The sequence below is a fragment of the Microvirga sp. 3-52 genome (assembly GCF_018383585.1).
In the GTDB taxonomy this organism is placed as follows: domain Bacteria; phylum Pseudomonadota; class Alphaproteobacteria; order Rhizobiales; family Beijerinckiaceae; genus Microvirga.
In genome coordinates this window covers 178,083-199,044 of sequence record NZ_JAHAMK010000003.1, presented here as the reverse complement: position 1 = coordinate 199,044, position 20,962 = coordinate 178,083, and the positions used below count along the sequence as shown (strand labels likewise).

13 protein-coding genes and 1 pseudogene are annotated in these 20,962 nt (G+C 60.0%); 1 reads left to right on the top strand and 13 read right to left on the bottom strand.

Features of this window, described 5'->3' with window-relative positions:
* The first annotated feature begins 76 nt into the window (after positions 1-76).
* Entirely contained in the window at positions 77-1,330 is a 1,254-nt protein-coding gene (locus tag KHP60_RS04330; RefSeq protein ID WP_213562340.1) for an MFS transporter, read from the top strand.
* A 22-nt stretch (positions 1,331-1,352) separates the two neighbouring features.
* Here KHP60_RS04330 and KHP60_RS04325 read toward each other — a convergent pair whose 3' ends face one another.
* From KHP60_RS04325 to KHP60_RS04265, 13 genes and pseudogenes are all read right to left on the bottom strand, one after another.
* Complete coding sequence (locus KHP60_RS04325; protein WP_249688486.1) at positions 1,353-3,569, bottom strand: CHASE2 domain-containing protein; 2,217 nt, start codon at positions 3,567-3,569, stop codon at positions 1,353-1,355.
* Between the two features lie 108 nt (positions 3,570-3,677).
* Positions 3,678-6,389, bottom strand: a complete 2,712-nt coding sequence (locus KHP60_RS04320) for an Ig-like domain-containing protein (protein ID WP_213562339.1) — start codon at positions 6,387-6,389, stop codon at positions 3,678-3,680.
* A gap of 363 nt (positions 6,390-6,752) precedes the next feature.
* The gene (locus KHP60_RS04315) at positions 6,753-7,730 is read right to left on the bottom strand and encodes a calcium-binding protein (RefSeq protein ID WP_213562338.1); all 978 of its coding nucleotides are present in this window, start codon (positions 7,728-7,730) and stop codon (positions 6,753-6,755) included.
* 58 nt (positions 7,731-7,788) lie between these two features.
* Positions 7,789-9,852 (bottom strand): TonB-dependent hemoglobin/transferrin/lactoferrin family receptor, encoded by a 2,064-nt coding sequence (locus KHP60_RS04310; protein ID WP_213562337.1) that lies wholly within the window; start codon positions 9,850-9,852, stop codon positions 7,789-7,791.
* Between the two features lie 23 nt (positions 9,853-9,875).
* Positions 9,876-12,503 carry a cadherin domain-containing protein gene (locus tag KHP60_RS25620; RefSeq protein ID WP_213562336.1) on the bottom strand — a complete coding sequence of 876 codons (2,628 nt, stop codon included), beginning with the start codon at positions 12,501-12,503 and terminating at the stop codon, positions 9,876-9,878.
* Positions 12,504-13,080: 577 nt separating this feature from the next.
* A complete protein-coding gene (locus KHP60_RS04300; protein WP_213562335.1) occupies positions 13,081-13,494 on the bottom strand; it encodes a DoxX family protein in 414 nt (137 codons plus the stop codon).
* A 69-nt stretch (positions 13,495-13,563) separates the two neighbouring features.
* A complete protein-coding gene (locus KHP60_RS04295; RefSeq protein WP_213562334.1) occupies positions 13,564-14,214 on the bottom strand; it encodes a tetratricopeptide repeat protein in 651 nt (216 codons plus the stop codon).
* A gap of 90 nt (positions 14,215-14,304) precedes the next feature.
* Positions 14,305-15,642, bottom strand: a complete 1,338-nt coding sequence (locus KHP60_RS25615; protein WP_213562333.1) for a HAMP domain-containing sensor histidine kinase — start codon at positions 15,640-15,642, stop codon at positions 14,305-14,307.
* 53 nt (positions 15,643-15,695) lie between these two features.
* Positions 15,696-16,358 (bottom strand): response regulator transcription factor, encoded by a 663-nt coding sequence (locus KHP60_RS04285; RefSeq protein ID WP_213562332.1) that lies wholly within the window; start codon positions 16,356-16,358, stop codon positions 15,696-15,698.
* On the bottom strand, positions 16,358-16,618 hold the full coding sequence (locus KHP60_RS04280) for a PepSY domain-containing protein (protein ID WP_213562331.1): 261 nt from the start codon (positions 16,616-16,618) through the stop codon (positions 16,358-16,360). The genes KHP60_RS04285 and KHP60_RS04280 overlap by 1 nt, the downstream gene beginning before the upstream one ends.
* A gap of 1,047 nt (positions 16,619-17,665) precedes the next feature.
* On the bottom strand, positions 17,666-18,604 hold the full coding sequence (locus KHP60_RS04275; RefSeq protein WP_213562330.1) for a DMT family transporter: 939 nt from the start codon (positions 18,602-18,604) through the stop codon (positions 17,666-17,668).
* Positions 18,605-18,780: 176 nt separating this feature from the next.
* Positions 18,781-19,731 (bottom strand): annotated as a pseudogene (locus KHP60_RS04270) (MBL fold metallo-hydrolase); the annotation flags it as partial.
* Between the two features lie 17 nt (positions 19,732-19,748).
* Positions 19,749-20,936 carry an NADH:flavin oxidoreductase/NADH oxidase gene (locus KHP60_RS04265; protein WP_213562329.1) on the bottom strand — a complete coding sequence of 396 codons (1,188 nt, stop codon included), beginning with the start codon at positions 20,934-20,936 and terminating at the stop codon, positions 19,749-19,751.
* Positions 20,937-20,962: the final 26 nt, after the last annotated feature.

Below are 20,962 nucleotides of genomic sequence, written 5' to 3'. Positions count from 1 at the left end.
GAAACGGGGTCCACTTTTCCGCACGATGCGCTACAGAAACCCGCGCCACATCCAAGCGGGAGAGTCGGGACAGGACATGGGATCCAGGGGCTGGGCGGCCTTCCGCCACAGGGATTTTCGGCTGTTCTGCGCGGCCCGGTTCGCCATGGCACTGGCCATTCAGATCCAGACGGTCGCGGTCGCCTGGCTGGTCTACGATGCCAGCGGCAGCGCGCTCAACCTCGGCCTGGTCGGGCTCGCGTCCTTCCTGCCCACAATCGCGCTCGTGCTCGTGACCGGCCTCGTGGCGGACCGGTACAGCCGGCGCGGGATCCTCATGCTGGTCTTCTCGGCCATGATGCTGACCTCGTTCGGCCTGCTCGCGCAGATCCATGCGGGCGTGCCGAGCCTCTGGCCGATCTACGGTCTCCTGGTGGCCTTCGGGGCCGCCCGGGCCTTCGGCAATCCCGCCGCACAGGCCATCGTTCCGGCCCTGGTGCCGACGGGCGATCTGGCGAACGCCATCGCGTGGAATTCCTCGGTCCAGCAGGTGGCCACCATCAGCGGCCCGGCGGTCGGGGGCATTCTGTATGCCGTCGATCCCACGGCGCCGTTCCTGGGCTCCGCCGTGTGCTTCGGACTGGCGGCCCTGCTCATCGCGGCCCTGCGCCTGCGCCCCGCCGAGGTCAAGCGGGAGCCGGTGACCTGGTCCCGGGTCATCGCGGGCCTCGTCTTCCTGCGGACGAAGCCGCTTCTGCTCGGGGCGATCTCCCTGGACCTCTTCGCCGTCCTTCTCGGAGGGGCGACGGCTCTGATGCCGATCTTCGCCCGCGACGTGTTCCATGTCGGACCGTGGGGGCTCGGCCTCCTGCGGTCCATGCCGGCCGTCGGCGCCGTCACCATGGCGGTCGTGCTGGCGCACTCGTCCCTCCTCGCCCGCCGGGCCGGTCTGCGGATGCTCCAGGCGGTGGGCGTCTTCGGCCTGGCGACGGTGGGGTTCGGATTGTCCACGAGTTTCGGCCTGACCCTGGTGCTGCTCGCCATTCTCGGTGCGGCCGACATGGTGAGCGTGGTCGTGCGCCAGACCCTGGTTCAGGCGGAGACGCCGGACGATTTGCGCGGACGTGTGGCGGCGGTGAACACGGTGTTCATCGGGGCCTCCAACGAACTCGGAGAATTCGAGTCGGGAACGCTGGCCTGGCTGGTGGGAGCTTCGCCTGCCGTCGTGATCGGCGGCGTCGGCACGATCATGATCGCGGGCCTATGGCGGTTCTGGTTTCCGGAACTTGCCCGGCGGGATCAGCTCATCCGAAGCGAGGTGACGAGCAGCGGCGAACTTCAGAAGACGTAGATCGTTGCGGGACCACGCCCGGTCACTTGGATGACGCCGAGGAATCGATCTGGTGGCGGATCCGCTGAATGTAGGAATCGTAGTAATCGTCGAGCCCGAAATCCTTGCCCGCCTCCCGGCAGAGGAGGATCATCTCAAGAGCCTGCGACCATTCCCGGCGTCGATAGGCCGCGAGCATGGCCTCGTTCCGTTCCAACAGCTCGATGAAATCGGGGTCCGAGGCCATGTCCGCGCGTCCCAGCAGCGCGAAAATGCGTTCGGGCTCCTGCTTGCCCCGGACCTGCAGATGATCAAGCTCGAGAACGGCGAATTGGGAGCGGATCGCCTGAGCGGTCTTCTCGCCGATGATGACGGCAACGCCGTATTCCTTCGTCAGCCCCTCCAGGCGGGACGCAAGATTGACCGTATCTCCCAGGACCGAATAATTGAAGTGCAGGTCGGAGCCGAAGTTGCCGACGACGCAGAGACCCGTGTTCAAACCGATCCCGATCCGGAGAGGCGTCGCCAACCGCCCGTCCTCGGTCTCCCGCCGGCGTTGCTCATTGAGCTCCTTGAGGCTCTCCTGCATCGTGAGCGCGGCCTCGCAGGCATTCGCTTCATGAGAGGGATCGGTGAGCGGCGCGTTCCAGAACGCCATGATCGCGTCGCCCATGTATTTGTCGATCGTTCCATGATGCTTCACGATATCTTCGGTCAGTGGCGTGAAGAGGCGATTGATCAGAGCGGTCAGTCCCTGCGGGTCGTCCTTGTACGATTCCGAAATGGCCGTGAACCCACGGATGTCAGAGAACAATACGGTCAGCTCCCGCTGCTCTCCGCCCAGGGTCAGCTTCTCGGGCGAATGGGCCAGCTGTTCGATGAGATCGGGAGAGAGATACTGGCTGAAAGCCGATCTGATCCAGCGTCGGTCCGCGGACACGGTCATGTAGTTCGTGCAGATCAAGACCGCATAAACAAGGAAGCTCGAGGTCAGCGGGAAGGTGTAGTCGATCAGAAGATCGAGATACGAGAAGCCGTACCAGGACAGGCTCAAGGTGAGAGCGGCGATCGTGCCGCCGAGCAGAAAGAGCGGCCCCGCACTCACCTTGGGGGCCAGCGCGATGACGATCAGGCTCAGCAGCGCGGCCAGCAGGATCTCGGCGAAGGCCGTGTAGCTCGGTCGGCTGAGGGTCGACCTCGTAAGGGCGCTCTCGAGAAGTTGAGCGTGGAGTTCGACCCCGGGAAGGGCCGGATGAATCGGGGTGACCTTGAGATCGAGAAGCCCGGCGGCGGAGGTCCCGATCAGCACCATCTTTCCGGCGATACGATCGGCGGGAACTCGGCCCTGCAAGAGATCGACGGCGGAAATGTACCTGCTCAGATCGGGGGCCGAAAAATGAATCCAGATCCTCCCCTTGCCATCGGTCGGAATCTCAAAATCATGCACGCTGACGCTGCGCACACCGCTCGGATCCGTCTTGATGAGAATGCCCCCTGCCCCGGTGGCCACGCGGAGCATCTCAAGAGACAGCGACGGGACCACTGTTCGGTGAGCCACTGCCACGACAGGGATGCGGCGGACAGTGCCGTCTCCCTCGGGGGTGATCGAAAAAAGGCCGTGCCCCTGAGCTGCATCGTCCAGAACCGGCAGATTCCGCAGCAGGTGCGGAAAGTCGACCAGGAAAGAGCGAGGATCCGGACCAAGAGTGGCGATGGGCGCCTGAGTCGCCGGCCGCATCATCGCCGCCGTGCCCGAGACGCGGTAGCCGGATTGTCCGAGGACAACCCTGGAAGCCCGCATGGCATTGGCGAAGACGGCATCGTTGCCGGGAAGCCGTTGCAGCCTCTCCTTTGTGGCATCATCCAACCCTCGGAAGGTCGTAGCGGCAACCTCCGGAGAACTACGATCCGGCTCCGGGAAAAGCACGTCGAAGCCGATGACCGTGGCGCCAAGCTCAGTGAGCTTCGAGACCATGTCCGCCACGACGGTGCGTGGCCACGGCCATTGCCCCAGAGCCAGCAGGCTCCGCTCGTCGATATCCACGATGGCGACGAGATCCTGGCGCTCAGTGCGCGGATACACGAGCTGATAGATGTCGAAGGACTTTTGGCGGAGGGCTTCGATCGGCCCAGGGTCCCAGACGCGCACCGCAAGAAGACTAACGAGAAGCAGGAGACCGACAATCCGTCCGATTCCGAAGCGGCGCAGCCTTTTCAGAAGGGCGATCACAAGGATGATTCCGCTGCGCTGCATGTCCATGCAGCGGCGACTGCTGCGTTGACCGCCAGGAGTTGCAATCGCTTCTCTCGCCGGCCACGACACTTACGGAACGAGTTCAAAACATTCGGTGAGTGGAGCATCGCGCTCTCACAGGATGAAGTCTGTTGAGCGCGGTAACGCGCCTGCGATGGTCAGTTCCGTCGTAAGAACCTCCCCGCTCGCGAAGGTCACGGTCGCCGAAACGGTATTGCTATCGCCGACAAGTCTTCTCAGGCCGCTAGCGGACCCATCGAGTGCAAGTCCGCTGGGCGTCGAGACGAGATCCTCTGGTCCAATCTCGAGGATTTCAGCCCCGTTTACGAAGATGTCGAGATCGGCGATCGTACCGCCCGGAAGCGGAGTTCCGAGCACGGAGATGTCGATCTGATCCGGGGAGGTCAGAAGTGAGGCTCCAGCCGTATTATCGATGCCATTGAGCTGAGAAAGGCTTGCATTCCCACCAACGCCGAGAGCGGTGATCTTCGCTTCATAGACTTCGTTCAGCGTCGCGAGTTCGGCATCGATCGGGCCCTGTCCGTTGCCGTCCGAAAGGAAATACAGGAAGTTCTTCTCTCCTCCCTGATCCAGGCCCAGCAATCTGTCATTGGCCGCCCGCAAGGCGTCGGCGAAGTTCGTTTCCCCCCCGGCATTCAGCCCTCTCAGGTGGTTCGCGACAGCCTCTTCGCCCACGGCTCCAAGACTGAATGTCGCCGCATTCACGATGCCCCCTGCCGAAGCCTCGGCCGGATCGGCGCTGCCGTTGAAGGGAATCACCGTAACCGTGACATCGGCGGGGGAGAATCCCAGCCCTCTGATCCGGTCGGTCAGTGCGATCAAGCTCGCGATCTCTGCATCGAGAATGGTATTGGACTGTCCGTCATTGTTGAGATCTCCGACCGGCGTTCCTTCAAACTGGTCCGATGTGCTGCCTGAAATATCGACGAGGTAAAGGATGTTCATCTGCGGCTGGAGAACCGGACCAAGACCAATGAGCAGATCGAGGCTTGCCGCTTCAGTTGTTGTCGCCGAGGGTGCCTCGAGGGTGAGCGAGACCAACTGGTCGTTGAACCCGAGAACTCCACTGCTCAAAGCGGACTTGTTAGGCGAGGAGAACGTCCCCGTGCCGCGGACCTGCAACGTGACATTCGCAGTATCGGTCCCTCCCCTGCCATCGGAAATCGTGTAGGCGAAGCTCACTGTTGCCGTGTCGCCGGCGCTCAGAGCCTGGAATTCACGACCGGGATCGAAAACCAGATCCCCCGACGAGTTGCGAAAGACGATGCCTTCGAGCGGGGACGTCCAGCGAACGATACTGACAGCATCGCCATCCACGTCGCGGTCGTTGGCGCGCACGGTCAGGATCCGGCGCCCGCTCTCGTCCATGTTCCCGATGCGATCATTTATTGCAACGGGAGCGTCGTTCCGGCCGGCGATGGTCCAGGAGATCGAAGCCGGAATGCGGATGCCATCATCGCTCATCAATGCATAATCGACAGTAACGGTCTCAGTCTCTCCTTTCCCCAGATGCTGATAGGCCGGATGCGAAGGATTCAGGGCAAAGCTTCGCGCCCCATCGAGATATCTTACGCCTGGCGGCAACAAGGCCGGCACGATCACGAATGGCAGCGCCGCGTCCTCCAACGTGAGACTACCCGGTACCGCATCGAGCCGCGCGAGCGGTCCATCCTCGATAGCCCTGCCAAGGATCGGAGCAGGCGCGAATGTGAGCTCCGGAAGGGCTAGGCTGGGGAACAACGTGCGTCCCGCGCCCCCAGGAATGACGATGGCGAATTGTGATGGATCGGGCGTGTCGACAGGCTGAGGCAAGTTCGCCGGAATGATCGGCGCATCTTCAAAATCACTGCTTCCCCTCCTCTGGCGAGGCTCGGGGGCAAACACCTGGAAGAGATCCCGGACAAAATCGCTTTCGCCGCGAATATCGTCGCCGGTCTTCATGATCTGCGTGATGCGGGGTTCAGAGCCGGCCACGGGAGTCAGAAGCGTCGAGGTACGCGCATCCGACATCGAGCCAATCACACGAGACGGGTTGCTCTTGTCCAGCAGCAGAAACGAGCCAACAGTTCCATCCGGCTCGGTGAGAAGCGAGAACCGCGTAGCGCCGTTGAAAGCTGCGATCTCCGCTTGCACGGCCGTGCCTCTGATTGCCATGGTGGCGACAGGGGTATCGACCTTGAGATCGCCCGTCTTGGCGATCCGACCTGCGACAAACCCGATGAGGCCTTGAACGAGGGTGAACAGCGCAGAATTCGAACTCGAATCCGCAGCATAGACCATGTCGTTCAGCACCATTCGGGCGCTGGCAGACAGGCTGAAGACTGTTCCGTCATTGAACTTGATCGACAAAGAGGAGCTTGCCCCCGTTTGGAGGACGTCCCCTTTGGCGACCATGTCGCCGACCTGCAGGTCGACCGATACCCCATTTCGCTGGACGGTTGCCGTTCCTGATACCTTCTCGACCCGACCGATCGGAGAACGAACCGCAACTGTCCCTGAGAGCTGGGCATATTGTCCTTGCGGATCGGAGCCGGCCAGCGCCTCGACGGTCTCTGCTGAAAGGCTCGCGCCCTCCGGTGTCGTGATGTTCAAACGCCGATCACCCCTGAAATAGTCGAGGATCACGGCCGTTGTCTCCTGCCTCGTCAGCAGCAGGTCGGTTCCGGATTTCCTGAAATCGGCGGTGAAGAGGATGTCCTTGTCCGGAAAGACAATGGATGGTTCAGAGTCAGTTCGACCATCCGACGCCATGGCGGCGTCGATCCAGATGTCGAAAACACTGGCGCCGTCCCAGGACTGGTACACAGCTGAACCCTTGTGTTCAAGGGATGATAGCTCTTTCGCTCATTCATTCCTACCGGAATGAAATCTCAGTGGATGGAATAATGACATCCAACCTTTGATACAGATGCAAGCATGTCCCGGCGTTCACCGAACAGTCGCTTCTAGCCATGGGTTGATCTGAGCCCCGTGCACTTGGCCGGGCTGTCACACGGCCCTGCATGTCCAAGAATAATGTCCCACATTCGTATTGCGACTGACACCGTCGATGAAGAACTCACTCCTTAGCCCACGATGCCGATCAAATGAGGATTTTGGACTGTGCATGCCACGCAAGGCGTTCGAGAGAGGCATTGGCCTTCGGCGCCTTCCACCGACGACAGCACCTTACAGGACGAAGTAGCTCTGGCTGAAATCGATGGCATCGTCGAAATGGATTGTGAAATCGGCAATCTTATCGCCATTCACATCACCGGAGACATAGGTGTCACTGGCTGCTTTCCTGTATTGCAATTCTCCGGTCTCTCCGCTGAAGGCCCGAGTGCCAATGAACTCGAAGGCTTGATTTCCTCCTTTGAGTGCATTGGCGTCAATCGATGACAGGTGGATCTTGTCCTTCTGTTGGATGGAGAAATCGAAGATCGAGTCCCGGCCAGAACTCTTGACGGTCGAATCCCCGACAGACTTGAAAATGAAGGTATCTGTTCCTTCTCCACCCCAGAGGTCATCAGCTCCAGCCCCACCTGTTAGTTTGTCACTACCGGCGCCGCCTTTGATGCGGTCGTTGCCATTGCCCCCCAGAAGAACGTCATTTCCAGCATTGCCTGTGATCCGATCACTGAAGCGGGTCCCGGTATACGTATCGCTGCCGCTTGACCCGATAAGGTTCTGAGCTTCATCGGCAAGCGCCGCATTGAGGATTGCCGGATTGGCTTTCCGGCCTGAACTGACTCTACCCATGAGGCCAGAGACCAACGAGTGGAATTCCGTGCCGGCAATCGCCAATCCGGAGATCTGCACCTGCGCCGAGATGTTCGTGATCCGCCCTGCGGGATCCTCAGTGAACTCGCCCGAGTCCTTGTAGCTGTTCCCGAGGGTACCCAGGCGCACCGCGGTTACGGATCCACTAACGACATGCTTCGCAAGATCATAGGAAATCGAGCGGCCGTCGAGAACGACGGTCTTGGTATTTGGACCGTGCATATTATCGAGCAGAACAAGCTGGGTCCCTTTGAACTCTCCCGCACCACCGAGAATGTAAGGCCATCCTTCAAATGAAAAGTCCTTGAAATAGCTTTTCATATAGCTATTGAAGCTCACGCCTTTGTTTGAGCTGCTCGCGGTCAACCTGATAGTAATTGTCATGCCTGCCTCCTCAAAGCAGCGTGGTACATCCCACGGGTGATTTATCTCTTCTCCGGTTTCAATACAGTTTGACAGACAGAGACGCCTTCGCGTTAAAACCCGGACTTGGATTCCCATTCAGGTACTCGGTATACTGTCGATCGAATAGGTTCTCGATCACGAGGCCGGTCGTCGCCCGCTCGTTAACCTTCCAGTTGGCGAAGAGGTCGACGACGACATAAGGATCACCAACGAAGCCGAAATCCTCCGCCCGATCCTTGGCCCCGACAAAGGACACACGGGTGCCGAACTCAAGCCGTCCATCATAGTCGCGAAAACCGATGGTTCCTGTCAGGCGGTTCGGTGGCACTTTGACGAGATCTTCATTGGTTCGGCTATTCCTGCCACGAAGAATGTGGCCCGCGATGCCGATGAAATAGGAGCCAGCATCGTAGATTCCCTCGGCTTCAACACCTCCGATAACTGCCTCGGCGATATTCCGATACTGATAGCCTCCCGGAATCGGAAAGCGCGTGAAAACCTGTTCGATATAGTCATCCACGCGATTGTGGAAGATGCCGATTTTCATGCGCAACCGATCCTCTTCGGCGATAAGATTATCGAAACGCAGATTGACCCCACCCTCAATGTTATGAGCAATCTCAGGCTTCAGATCGGGATTGGGAAAGAAACGTCCGGCGCTGAGTGGCGGCGGATGGAACCCGTCAATCAGGGTTTCGGTCAATGCAGGAGCCCGATAGCCCTCGGAATAGCTCGCATAGAAGGTGACAGGCTGCCAGGGCGTGATCCCGACTGTGATTTTGGGTGAAAGGCGACTGCCTTCATTCTCGATATCGACGCCTGTCAGACGATAGAAGTCGTATCGCAGGGCGCCGATGACTTCGAGCCATTCGGAAAATACGACGCGGTCTTGAAGGAATGCGCCATAGACGAGGCGTTCCCCCGAAGGGGTGAGCTGGTCGCTGTTCCCAAAGGGATCTTTCGTTTCGACATTGTCGTTAAACAAATCGCCACCATAGGTTAGCTCGTGCTGGAACGATCCGGTATCGAACTTAGACGTGTTAAAGAGATCGAACCCGATCGTGCCGATGTCGAAGGTCTTGGCAGCTCCCGCTGTGATACCCTCCAAGGTGGTTTGCTTCACGTTCGTACCGCTGAAATAGACCTTGGCGCTCAAGTCCCAAACGGAAGAGTACGGAGTCCACCGGTATCCTGCCGTGAAGGTGTCGGCCACAGCCTGCGTCCGATAGAGGGTCGAAAGGCCGTTTTCAAAGTCGTTCGTAATCCGCAACGCCGATAGCGTCAGTTCTTGATCGGACGACGGCCGAATCCGGGTCTTGACCAGTCCGGAGAGAAGATCCTGCGCTGTATAGTCGCTCGGGGCTCCATCCCCTGATCTGTAATCCCCGGCATCGCGCCAGGTTGCAGCCCCGAGGAGATCGAACATATCGCTTGGGCGCGCGGCGATCTCTCCATGAAGAAGCGGGGTGTTTCCGTTCGTTTCCCAAGTTCCCTTGATCCGTCCGCCGACATGGGTTCCATCAGGCAGAACGTCGCCCGCATCGATTGTCGTGAAGCTCACGACGCCGCCGATGGCGCCCGATCCGTAAATCGACGAGGTCGGCCCACGAGTCACATCGACAGACTTCATCATCTCGGGGTCAAAATAGAAAGTTCCTTTGGCGGAATGGCCTTCGCGCTGGAAATTCTGCCGCGCTCCATCGACAAGAACGTTTACGCGGCCGAAATCCTGGAGCCCGCGGACGTTGACGCCTATGCCGGGATCCCCTGGAGCCGACTGGGTCGTCACGCTTGGAATCAGTCGCAAGACATCAGCCGTGCTGCTCGGCTGAATCTGAGTTTCAATCCGTTCGCGACCGATGACGCTCGATGGCGACAAGGATTCGTATACACGCTCACCCGCTTTGGTTGCTGTGACAGTGATGGCGTCAAGGTCGATTGTCGTATCGTCGCCCGGCATCATCTCCTGCGCCTCGGCGGGCGCTGTCAGGCTCGCGAGAGCGGCCAGGATCAGGTGTAGTCCAAAACGACCAGGGCGAAGTGAAAACACAGGAGAAGCAGCCTTCGGGGAACGAGCGATCAATCGCAGGACCGGAGGCATGGCTCGCCTCCGGCCTCCAGCGATTAAAGGATGAAGTAGCTCTTTGAGAGGCTGACCCGATCATCGAGGTGGATCGTGAAGTCCGCGACCTTATCGCCATTTACGTCACCGTAGATATAGGTGTCGCTCTTCGCTTTCTCGTAGCGCAGCTCTCCGGCCTTTCCGTCAAACGCCTTCGTCCCGATGAAAGAAAATGCTTGGTTTCCGCCCTTCGTCGTTCTGGCATCGATAGCGGAGAGATCGATCTTGTCTTTCTGCTTCATTGAAAAATCAAATATCGTGTCTCGCCCAGCGCCCGAGACAGTCGTTTCCCTGATCGCCTTGAAGATGAAGGTATCGGCGCCAGATCCTCCCCAGAGATCATCTGCTCCCTGACCACCCGTCAGCTTATCGTTCCCGCTGCCGCCATAGAGATAATCATTGCCACCAATGCCGGAGAGCTTGTCAGCGCCGGCGCCGCCGGACAGTTTGTCCCGACCGATCTTGCCGGTCAGCATGTCGTTTCGATCCGTTCCGACCTTCGGTTCCGTGACGTCGCCGACATCGATCTTGATCGTCTGTGTCGTCGACTGGCCGGTCGAGTCCTTTGCTTCGACGGTAATGATGTGGCTCTGCTTCTTCTCGTAATCGAGCGACTTCGCCAGAGTGAGCTTGCCGTTCGTCAGCTTGAAGTACCCACCGGGATTGCCAATCAGGCTGTAGGTGACTGCTCCTCCCTCTGGATCAACGGCAGACAGCATGCCGACCCGAGTCCCGACCTCGGCCTTCTCGGAGATAGAGGAGTTCGAGAGGAAGAGCTCCTCCGGCGCTTCATTGACGTCCTCGATGGCGACGTCGAAATCCTTGAGCGTGGTGCTGCCATCTGCATCCCGCGCCTCGACTGTGATGGTGCGAGAGGGGAAGGCTTCGAAATTGACTCCGTTTTTGACGTAAAGCTTGTTGCCTTCGATGGCGAACGTGTCACCCGGATTGTTTGTGAGACGGTACGAGACGGTCTTGCCTTCGGGGTCTGTGGCGGAGAGGACGCCGACGAGCGTTCCTATCGCGGCATTCTCCTTCACGCTCGCAGGCGCAAGGGCCAGGTTGATGGGCGACTGCCCGACCACTGATTCGTCGCCCGTCGCCGTGTCTATTTGGACGTCGTTGAACCGCAGAAACTCAGCGTTCTTCACCATGGCAATGCCGTTGCCGCTCTTGTGGCTGACCGTGTAGACGCTGCTCACCTTGGCGATGGTGTAGTCGTTCTTGTTGCCGGCGAAGACGACCGTGTCGGTGTCCGCGCCGCCGTCAATGGTATCGTTGCCCTGGCTGGCGCGGAGGATGTCATTGCCGCCGTTTCCCGCGATGTCGTCGTCGAATTGCCCGCCTCCGAACATGTCGCTTCCGGCCGATCCGATATAGTTCTGGCCGATGGCGTCGAGAGCGTCCGCATAGGCCTTGAGGTAGGCCGCGTTATAGTTCGAGCCATTCATATGCGCGGCGGTGAAGAGCTGCACGATTCCCTGTCTGGTGTTGCTCGACATCTCGAGCCCGGCGATCCTGAGCTGTGTGCTGCCGCCTGTGAAGTAGCCCGTCGTGGAATCAAACGATCCGCTGCCACGCGTCCCGTACTCGATCGTGTTGATTGTGCCGCCGACCACGTGCGTGTTCATGTCATAGGAAAGGCTGGAACCATGGGCCAACAGGTACTTCTTGTCTGGCGTTGCGCCATAGTTCAAGAACATCTCCTCGCCCGAGAATGCCTGACTGTTGTCGAAGACAGGGAAGCCGTTCGCCGTGATGTCCGAGAGGAAGCCCCCGCGGATGAAGGCTTCGAAATCCAGTCCACCCGTGGACCCCGAGGCGTCGATGGTGATCCGCGCTGCACCTTCCCCTTCGACGTTCGCGGCCACGACCCGGCCGTCGGCGAACTGGAAGCTCTCCACATTATGAACCGTGTCTGTGCCCTCGGAGGACGCGCCACGGAGATCGGTGATCTTGAAGCTACCGTCCGGATTCTTGACGATGCCGTAGAACGACCGCAGGCCGGAAAGCACGAAGACGTCGTCGCCCGCTCCACCGTCAATCGTGTCGTCGTGCGTACCTGCCACAAGGGTGTCGTCGAAGCCGGAGCCGAGAATGTTCTGGGCGTAGGCGTCCATCTTCTCCTGAAGGGTTGCGATCAGGATATCCTTGCTCCCGATTGGGTTCAGGCGCAGGGCGCTATAGAGGCTGTACACCGGGTTCGACTGAACATTGCCGCTGCCCTTCTCAGCGGTGATATCCCAACCCGAGATCACCAGCTCCGCGATCATGCCCGTCATCTCGGCTGCGCCGGCCGCCTGCGCCGTCGTCTTGGTGCCGAAGGAAACCGAGTTGATGGTGCCCGAGATCCCGTGGCCATAGGTCGAGCCGTAATGGGCGTAGTCGTAGGCGAGATCCTCACCCTCGACGAGGACCTGCTTGGCGGTGGCCGCTCCCGCATTGTCCTTGTAACGGAAGCCGACTTGAGTTCCGTTCTGATAGCCAAAGGGCGCTGCGTCCTCTGTACCGCCGTAATAGCTTGATGATCCCGTCTGCAGCCCCGCGTAATAGGCCTCGAAATAAGTGTCGAGGTTGATGCCGCTTGTGGCTGAGGATGCATCGATTGTGATGGTCTTAGGTGTGCCCACGTCAGCTCCCCTTCGTCTCGCGTGCCCGCGCATCGGCGGGTTTTGGAAATAGATACGGATCGTCAGCGGCGATCGTGTTGGGGAGCAGCTTCTACTTACAGGGCGCAGTCGAGTCCAGAGTAAAATTAAATATTAGAATATATCTAGTCTGCAATACCTATGTAAGTTTTAATTATAACGATTCAAGATTTGCACATCTTCATAAATGTAACAGATTATAATTATAATAATTCCAGACCGCGACATCTATTGCAGTCGGCGATGCATTACGATTCTGACACTTCAAGTAAAAGAATTCTTTCGAGATTGAGCTCTTGTCGACACGAGTGGGCCAACTCGAAGAGGGTATTGCGTTGAAGATCTTCGGTTGAGAGTGTCACCCATCTCGATCATATCTGGATGTCGGGCGTGATCCTCTCACCGGCGGACGGCAGCTTTTGAAGCGAGACGGTCCCCTTTCCTATAAAGGAACTCGTGTCGATCCCCTGCATCCAGATCTCGTGCGGGATTCAAAGGAGTCATTGGACGTGCAATGGTGAAGGCGTTTGATCCGTATTCTTCAATAGCCTACCGGATTTTAATCTCGGATGAGATCCGAGGAAGGCGCGCGTGACTGCCATGCGTCGATCGACCAGCGACCGGCCCCGAATGCGGCGAGAAGCAGAAAGCCGCCTGCAATTGCAAGATCCTTGTTGAAGTGAATGAACTCACTGACATCCATGATGTTCCTATGGAATAGGATGGCGGTCAGAACGCAGAAGACCCCTAGGGCCAGCGCGGCCATGCGTGTTTGGAAGCCACACGCGATCAGCAGACCGCCACCCAGCTCTGTTAGGATGACGAGTGGCAGAAGCATTCCCGGTACGCCATGGTTTTCCATGTACTGTACCGTACCCTCGTAATATCCGATCTTGCTCCAGCCCTCGATAATGAAGATGAACGCCAACATGAGCCTTGCCGCGAAAGAAAGCGGCGCCTGAAGCCTGATCATGGTCATCGTCCCTAACATGCGGCGCTCGCACATGCGCCGCATTGGAGGATTATTCAGCTTCCTATTGCCTTATCGACGAGCGGCTTCTATAGCCTCGGACAAGTCGCGGTATTCCTCGCATTCCGTTCCACACAATGTCTGTATGATCTGCAACTGCTCTCGCGCGAGATCGAGCTTGCCCTGGGTAACATAGGCTTCGCCCAGATACTCCCGCACCTGGGAATATTGTGGATCCATGGCGACGGACTTGAGATAATAGCCGATACCCTCATCCGTTCGTCCGAGCTTGCGTGTGATGTACCCGCGGTAATTGAGCGCCTTTGGCGTATCCGGGTTTCGAACCATGTTGAGCACCTCGAGGGCTTCATCGAAACGCTCGGCTTGTGCAAGGGCGAAGGCATAATCCGTCACCGCCTCGTCCGTCAGAACCTCGCTTCGAACCTGGACGCATCGACGAGATCTCTGGCTATAAATCTGACCCCTCGGGCAGGTCATCATGTTGAGTGAACCGGCATCGTTGCCGCGCCCACCCTGCCGACCGGAGTTTCCGTTGCTTCCACCGCTATCACCTCCGCCACCGGCGTTGCCGCCACCGCCTCCCGAGCTCCCGCCCTCGCCTGCACCCATGGCAGGTGTGAGAACGCCTGCGGAGCCGATCGACAGGACGAACGCTCCTGCCAGCAAACCGAGACGGTGCATTGCTTCACTGCGACGTGTCATGGTGTCCTCCTGGAATGTTTCAGTCCACACACTCAGAACATCTGGAACATGGGTTTCGCTCGAACCGCCGGCTATCCGTGGGTTCTCCTGTTACGAACTCAACTGCAGTGCGCTCTTTGCTGCATCCTGAACTTGCCCTGGTCGACAGAGGGGGATGTCGAACACGATACGGCAGTGTCCCTCGCCTTCAATCTCGACGCTTGTTCCGTATTCAGCCAGAATGTCCTCTACGATGCCAAGACCGAGCCCGCTTGAGCCCGGTTCGGACCGGCCTGGCACGCCGCGTTCGGGTCTTTTTCCGTGAGCGTTGAAAGAGAAGCCGGGACCATCGTCTTCAACGCCGATTCGAGCTTTATCGCCCAGTCTCTCCACCTGGACGTTGACACAGGTCTTTGCCCACTTTCGGGCGTTGTCGAGCAAATTTCCCATGACCTCACCAAAATCATGAGGATCCATGTCAACGGCTAAGTCAGCGGGAATACTGGTCTGCCAAATCAGCCGGTCGCCTCGCGGCATGTGCTGCATCAGTCTCAGGAGCCGAGCGATGGTTTGGTCGACTTGCGTATAGGCCCCGCATCCGACCGATGCACCACTGGTGCGGGCCCGCGCGACCTCCCGCTCGACGTGCGTGTAGATCAAGTCCAACTGCTCCTGCATGCATCCTGCGGCATCCTGCAGGCCCGCTTGCTCAAGGCGACGCATCTCGCCGCCGAGGATTGTCAATGGCGTCTTCAACCCATGGGCCAACGCGCCAGCACGGTCCCGAGCTTTGCGGACAAGGTCCTCCTGCCGATCGAGAAGCTTGTTGATGCTGTCGACGAGAGGAGCCACTTCGTTGGGAAAGCGCTGGGTCATGCGCCGGATCTGCCCGGTCTGAACTGCATTCAGCTCATGTCCTACGGCTCGCAACGGACGAAGCCCCAGCGTGAGCTGAAGCCAGGCAAAGAGAACAAGAACGGTGGCAATTGGGATGAGGACCCGGGTCACGTCCCATCCGAAGGCTTGGCGCAGTTCGACGACCTGTCCGTGATCAAGTGCAACGGCAAGACTGACGCGGCGGGGGCCTTGCTCCCCATCGACAGAGACCTCACGCTCGATCACGTAGAGTTCTGAACCGTCAGGTCCATCGGTCTCGAATGCTTTGTCGCGCTCGGTTCCATCGCGTGACCTGGCCAGGGGGAGTTCCTTGTCCCAGAGCGAACGCGAGCGCATGAGGGGGTGCCCGCCCTCGGAGACCTGCCAGTAGGCTCCGCCATAGGGTTGGTGATAACGCGGGTCCGTGAGCTTCTGGCTGAGTCCGGCTGCTCCCTCCGTCCCGAAGGCCGCGGCCAACTCCGTCCAGTGAATATTGAGATCTTGCTCCACATACCGGAGTACTTGGCGCTCGAAGAATACGACGAGAGAAGCGCCTGCGACCGCAATCGTCACGACGATGGATGTGATGGCAACGATCAGCAGCCGCAGCCGGATGGAATTGCAGGTCATGGCGCAGGTGTCTCCATGATATAGCCGTGGCCGCGTCGGGTTCCGATCGTTTCTGGTCCGACCTTGCGCCGAAGACGAGCCACCAGGGCCTCGACCGCATTGCTCTCCGGCTCGTCAGATCCATAAACGTGTTCAACGAGTTCGCTTTGAGCGACGACGCGATCCCGGTTATGAGCCAGATACCTGAGCAAGCGAAATTCAAGGGGCGATAGCTCGATGGACCTGCCATTGAGCATCACCCGCAGCCGCCGCGTATCGATGCGCAGAGCACCAACTTCGATAAGAGGAGTGACATGGCGCCCGACCCGACGCAGCAGGGCGGCCAATCGAGCAAGGAGTTCCTCCATCTCGAAAGGCTTGGTCAGATAGTCGTCGGCACCGGCGTCGATTCCCTCGACCCTTTGCAGCCAGGAGCCCCGGGCTGTCAGAACGAGGATCGGAATTGTGCTGGCCTCTTCCCTCAACCGTCGCACGACCGACAGGCCGTCGAGCTTTGGCAGACCAAGATCCAGGATGAGAGCATCATAATCTTCGGTCGAGGCGAGGAACCAACCTTTCTCTCCGTCCCGGACACTGTCTACGACATATCCGGTTTCGGCCAAGGCATGCTGGATATCTCTGGCGATTGCAGGCTCGTCCTCGACGAGAAGAACCCTCATCAGCGTCTCCTGATCTGGAGGATTTGGTTGTTGCGGGCATCGACCACGACCTCCTGATAGCGACGATCCCGGGTGAGAATCAGGAATTCATAGCGCCACTCGCCGCCCCATGACTGGCGGAGGTCGACCTCCAGGACCTGTCCCGGAACAGCACGCGAGACGGTTGGAAGCACCGCGCTCAGGGCCAGCGCCCAACCCTGCGAGACGGCGTCTCGAGCATTCTCGGAAGAGGTGCTGCCCCATCCGCGCGGAGCCGACATGTCGTCATCGCCACGACCCCGAGCGCGCCCTCGCCCTGCATCGTCGTCCCCTCCGCGGCCTCGCCCCTGACCTCCCCCGTTGGATCCTCGGCCAGAGCCGCTGTCGTCGCTGCCTCTGCCGCTGCTGTCGCCGCCCCCGCGACCGCTGCCTCCACCACCGTGGCCTCCTCCGTCGCTCCCACCACTCCCGCCATCCTTGGCAAACGTGGCCACTGGGCAACCGATCTCCACCGCGACAAAAGCCCAGGTCGCTGAGAACAGAAGGATGAGGTGGCGCCGGATCATAGGAACTTCCAAAGCTCCTCAGCATAACACGCCCAACCTGATATTTCGCTGACAGGCTCAATCAGGTTCGCATGCCCTGCTTCACCCATGCTGCCTTCTCACCGGCGCTTATTGCGCAGCGGATGAAGGGAGAGAGAGGATGTTGAAGCGAGCTACGAATGGAGCGGGCATGCTGGTGCTGAGTACGATCCTGGCCTCGTTGACGGCAGCCACCCCGGCGTTGGTCGTCAGCGCAACATTGTCGCCTGCGGTAGCAAGGGGCGGCGATCACAGCGGGGGAGGTCGCGGGGGCAATGATAACGGGGGCCTCAGCGGCCGGAGTGGTGACGACCGGGGTGGGCGCTCCAGCGACGATAGCGGGGGACGTGGGGGGCGTGGCGGAGATGGTGGCAGCCACGGCCAGGGCCGTGGCAGAGACGATCAGGGCCGTTCCCGCACAGACGATGGCGGGCGGCGTGGCCGCGGGACAGATGATGGCAGGAAGGCCGACACTCGGGCAAGAGAACAGGCACGGGATCAGCACCAGACCCGGACACGTACCCGCGGGGCAGATCATCTCCTTGAAGTACGACGGGACCGTGGGCGTGGTGCGGACGATGCTAACTCCCTAGACGATAACGGAGGTCGCCTGGATCGCGATAAACGCTTCGAGCCTGGCGATGATCGCCGGATCAACGGCCGATAAGAGAACCAGGCCATCGACGGCCGTGGGATGCCTTCACTCCCACGGCCGGGCCGATTAGGCAACCGGAGACGGTCTGCTCATTCTGAGACAGATCTATGCCGCAAGAAACGTGTGAGGTCGAATGACGTGAGCAAGCCAAGCGTGCAGATCACGATTCCCAAGCACTCCGAATAGCTCGGCCACTCGTTCAGGAGTGGGATCGCAAGCAGGAGTGCACCTGAAGGTACCAAGGCGGGAAAGAGCGCGGCCTCTCCCGCGCCGACGCGCGAGACTGCCTTGGCGATAGCAACAGGGGCCAGACATCCACCCAATATGCCTTGGAAGAATGCTTGAGCCAGCCAAACATCCGACGATACTGCGCTGTCGTGGTGCCAGACCAGAAAGAAAGGAAGAAAAGCGAGCACTGACAGGATCGAAACCTGGCCGATGCCGACGACCGGATCGACCTTCCAGCGACCGAAGAGATAGGTGAACGTACCCCAGAGCGATCCTGCCAAGAGAAAACACAGGTCCCCGAGCCAGACATGAGCCGACGATTGAGGCGTATGATCGTACTGTGCGGATGCAATGAGCAGCAATCCTGCGACGAGAACCGTCATACCGAACAAGCGAAGAATGGATGGCCGCTTGCCATCGAGCCACCACGCGAGAGCATTGGCACTCATCATCGTTGCACCAGCAGTCAGAACGACCGCATGAGACAAGGGCGCAAGTCCGAAAGCCGTGTTGATGAGAAGGCCGAAAAGGGGACCGGCCAAGGCGGCGAGCGAGAAGAGGCGCCCCCACCCAAGTCCATAGGCCTTGCTGCGGGACAGGACCAAGGGCAGCAACAGCAGAGCCGCAACGCCGAAGCGGAGCATGGACATGTCCATTGGCGCGAGGCCGTCCATCCTCCCGAGCCTTGATCCCACATTGTAGCCCGTCCAGGCCGCGGCGGCAGTCAGCCCCCAAAGAATGCCGATGGCCGTCGATGCCCTGGTCCTTCTCTGGACTTCGCTCATCGGGGCAAGCGTCATGCTACGGCACCTTTCCGAGTGGCTCGTTCGATCCGGACGCACGCGGAAAGCGGCTGGTGGCGTGCCTTGCACGAGAGGAGGCTACCCCTCTCGCTCGGGCCGCATGAATTTAGCCTTGGAGTTCGGCCCACATATCGTGGTCGCGTTTGGCGGTCCAGATGACGGGGTGGTCGATGCCGGAANTCGGCCCACATATCGTGGTCGCGTTTGGCGGTCCAGATGACGGGGTGGTCGATGCCGGAAGCCTCGTCAAACGCGCGCGAGACGTTGAACGGCAGGCAGTGCTCGTAGATGGCAAAGTCGCCGAACTTCGGATCCATCACCGCGCGCGTGGCGGCGAAGGTCTCCTTCAGGGAGCGCCCCCGCGCCACCGACAACTCCGCGGCTCCATAGAGGGTGGTGACGAAGTCGCGCGTCATCGCCACCGCCTCGCGCACCGCCTGCTCGCCCTGCAGCGCGGCGCCCCGGCCCGGCGCGATCGCCCTGGGCTGGAAGTCGAGGATCGCATCCAGCGTCTGCGGCCACTCGCGCAGGTAAGCGTCGCCGCAATAGCAGGCGGAGTGGTACTCCACCAGATCGCCGGTGAACATCACCTCGGCATCCGGCACCCAGGCGACGATGTCGCCCGCCGTGTGGCCGGCCCCCAGATGGAACAGCTTGACCTCGCGTTTCCCTAAGAACACCGACATGCCGCTCTCGAAGGTCAGCGTCGGCCAGGTCAGGCCGGGCGGGATGCTGCTCTCGCCGCGGAACAGGCGCGGGAAGCGGCCGATCTCGGAGGCCTTGTCCTGCTCGCCGCGCTCGACGATGAGATCGTAGGTGGCATTCGACGCGATGATGCCCTGCGCCTGGTAGGCCGAGGCGCCGAGCACGCGCACCGCGTGGTAGTGCGAGAGCACCACGTACTGGATCGGCTTGTCGGTGACGGTTCGCACGCGGGCGATCACGTCCTCGGCCATGGCGGGCGTTGCCTGGGCATCGATGACCAGGCAGCCCTCGTCGCCCACGATGATGCCGGAGTTGGGATCGCCCTCGGCCGTGTAGGCGTACAGATCCGGCCCGATCTCCGTAAACGACACCGTCTTCGCCGCCGTGTCCCCCGTCGACGCAAAGGCTTTGGCTGTCATTGTCTTGTCTCTCCCAGCTAATGGTCAGAGCCTGTCAGGCTCTTGACGCTGTTATCGGTGAACTTGAGTTTTTCCATGAGGGGCGCCCGCTTTGCGAGCCAGGGCCCATGCTGGATCGGCCAATGCTCGAACCCGGGATCATGGCCGAGAGCGTGAGCTGCATGGTGGGGCCAGTACGGATCATAGAGCGCCTGTCGACCAATCGCGATCAGGTCCGCCTTACCGCCCTGGAGAATTGCTTCTGCCTGATGCCCATCGAGGATGACGCCAACCGCCTGGGTCCTGACGTCTGCCTCATGGCGGATATGCTCCGAAAATGGAACCTGAAAGCCCACCCCGCGCGGAACGTTCATGTTCCGGGTTTCGTCCGAGAGCCCGCCGGAGGAGCAATCGATCACGTCCACTCCGATTGTCTTGAGATCTCGCGCGAGTACAACGGAATCGCCCAAGCCCCATCCGTCTTCTGTTCCGTCGACGGCTGAAATACGCACGAAGAGCGGCTTCTCCTCTGGCCACACGGCTCGCACGTCAGCGGCGATCTCAAGGCCGAGTCGCATGCGGTTCTCGCGCGAGCCACCATACTCATCCTCCCGAAGATTGGATTGCGGCGAGAGGAATGAGGCGACGAGATAGCCGTGGCCGAAATGCAGCTCCAGGACGTCGAAACCAGCCCGGTCCGCCCGTTTGGCTGCATCAACGAACATCTGCCGGACCTCAGTGATGTCGTTCAAGCTCAAAGCATCCGGCACGGACCATTCCGGCCCAGCCGCAATGGCACTCGGTCCGACCCGTCGCCATGGCTCGCCGGTCTCGTGCAATTGCTCCATTGTGAGCGCCCTCCCCCCCTCCCATAGAGCCTGCGAACCAGCCTTTCGCCCCGCATGGGCCAGTTGCACGCCGACGGCGGCGCCATTCTGGTGGATGAAGTCAACGATGGCTTTGAAGGGGGCAACCTGCTCGTCTGCCCACAGCCCGACATCCCGTACGCCGATGCGCGCGCTCTGATCGACGGCTGTGCTCTCGACAAAAATCAGCCCTGCCCCACCCAATGCGAACTTGCCGAGATGAACCAGATGCCAAGATCCCGCTAATCCCTGCTCCGCCGAATGCTGACACATGGGCGAGATGACCACGCGGTTCTTGAGGGTAAGGCCCCGGATCGTCACGGGCTCGAAGAGTCGTGGCCGCTGATGCGCTGGAGTCATTGCTCACTTGCCGATCGCTTGATAAG

Coding starts and splice junctions, on each gene's coding strand:
- KHP60_RS04330 (WP_213562340.1), top strand. CDS start 77: ATGGGATCCAGGGGCTGGGCGGCCTTCCGCCACAGGGATTTTCGGCTG.
- KHP60_RS04325 (WP_249688486.1), bottom strand. CDS start 3,569: ATGGACATGCAGCGCAGCGGAATCATCCTTGTGATCGCCCTTCTGAAA.
- KHP60_RS04315 (WP_213562338.1), bottom strand. CDS start 7,730: ATGACAATTACTATCAGGTTGACCGCGAGCAGCTCAAACAAAGGCGTG.
- KHP60_RS04310 (WP_213562337.1), bottom strand. CDS start 9,852: ATGCCTCCGGTCCTGCGATTGATCGCTCGTTCCCCGAAGGCTGCTTCT.
- KHP60_RS04300 (WP_213562335.1), bottom strand. CDS start 13,494: ATGATCAGGCTTCAGGCGCCGCTTTCTTTCGCGGCAAGGCTCATGTTG.
- KHP60_RS04295 (WP_213562334.1), bottom strand. CDS start 14,214: ATGACACGTCGCAGTGAAGCAATGCACCGTCTCGGTTTGCTGGCAGGA.
- KHP60_RS04285 (WP_213562332.1), bottom strand. CDS start 16,358: ATGAGGGTTCTTCTCGTCGAGGACGAGCCTGCAATCGCCAGAGATATC.
- KHP60_RS04280 (WP_213562331.1), bottom strand. CDS start 16,618: ATGTCGGCTCCGCGCGGATGGGGCAGCACCTCTTCCGAGAATGCTCGA.
- KHP60_RS04275 (WP_213562330.1), bottom strand. CDS start 18,604: ATGACGCTTGCCCCGATGAGCGAAGTCCAGAGAAGGACCAGGGCATCG.
- KHP60_RS04265 (WP_213562329.1), bottom strand. CDS start 20,936: ATGACTCCAGCGCATCAGCGGCCACGACTCTTCGAGCCCGTGACGATC.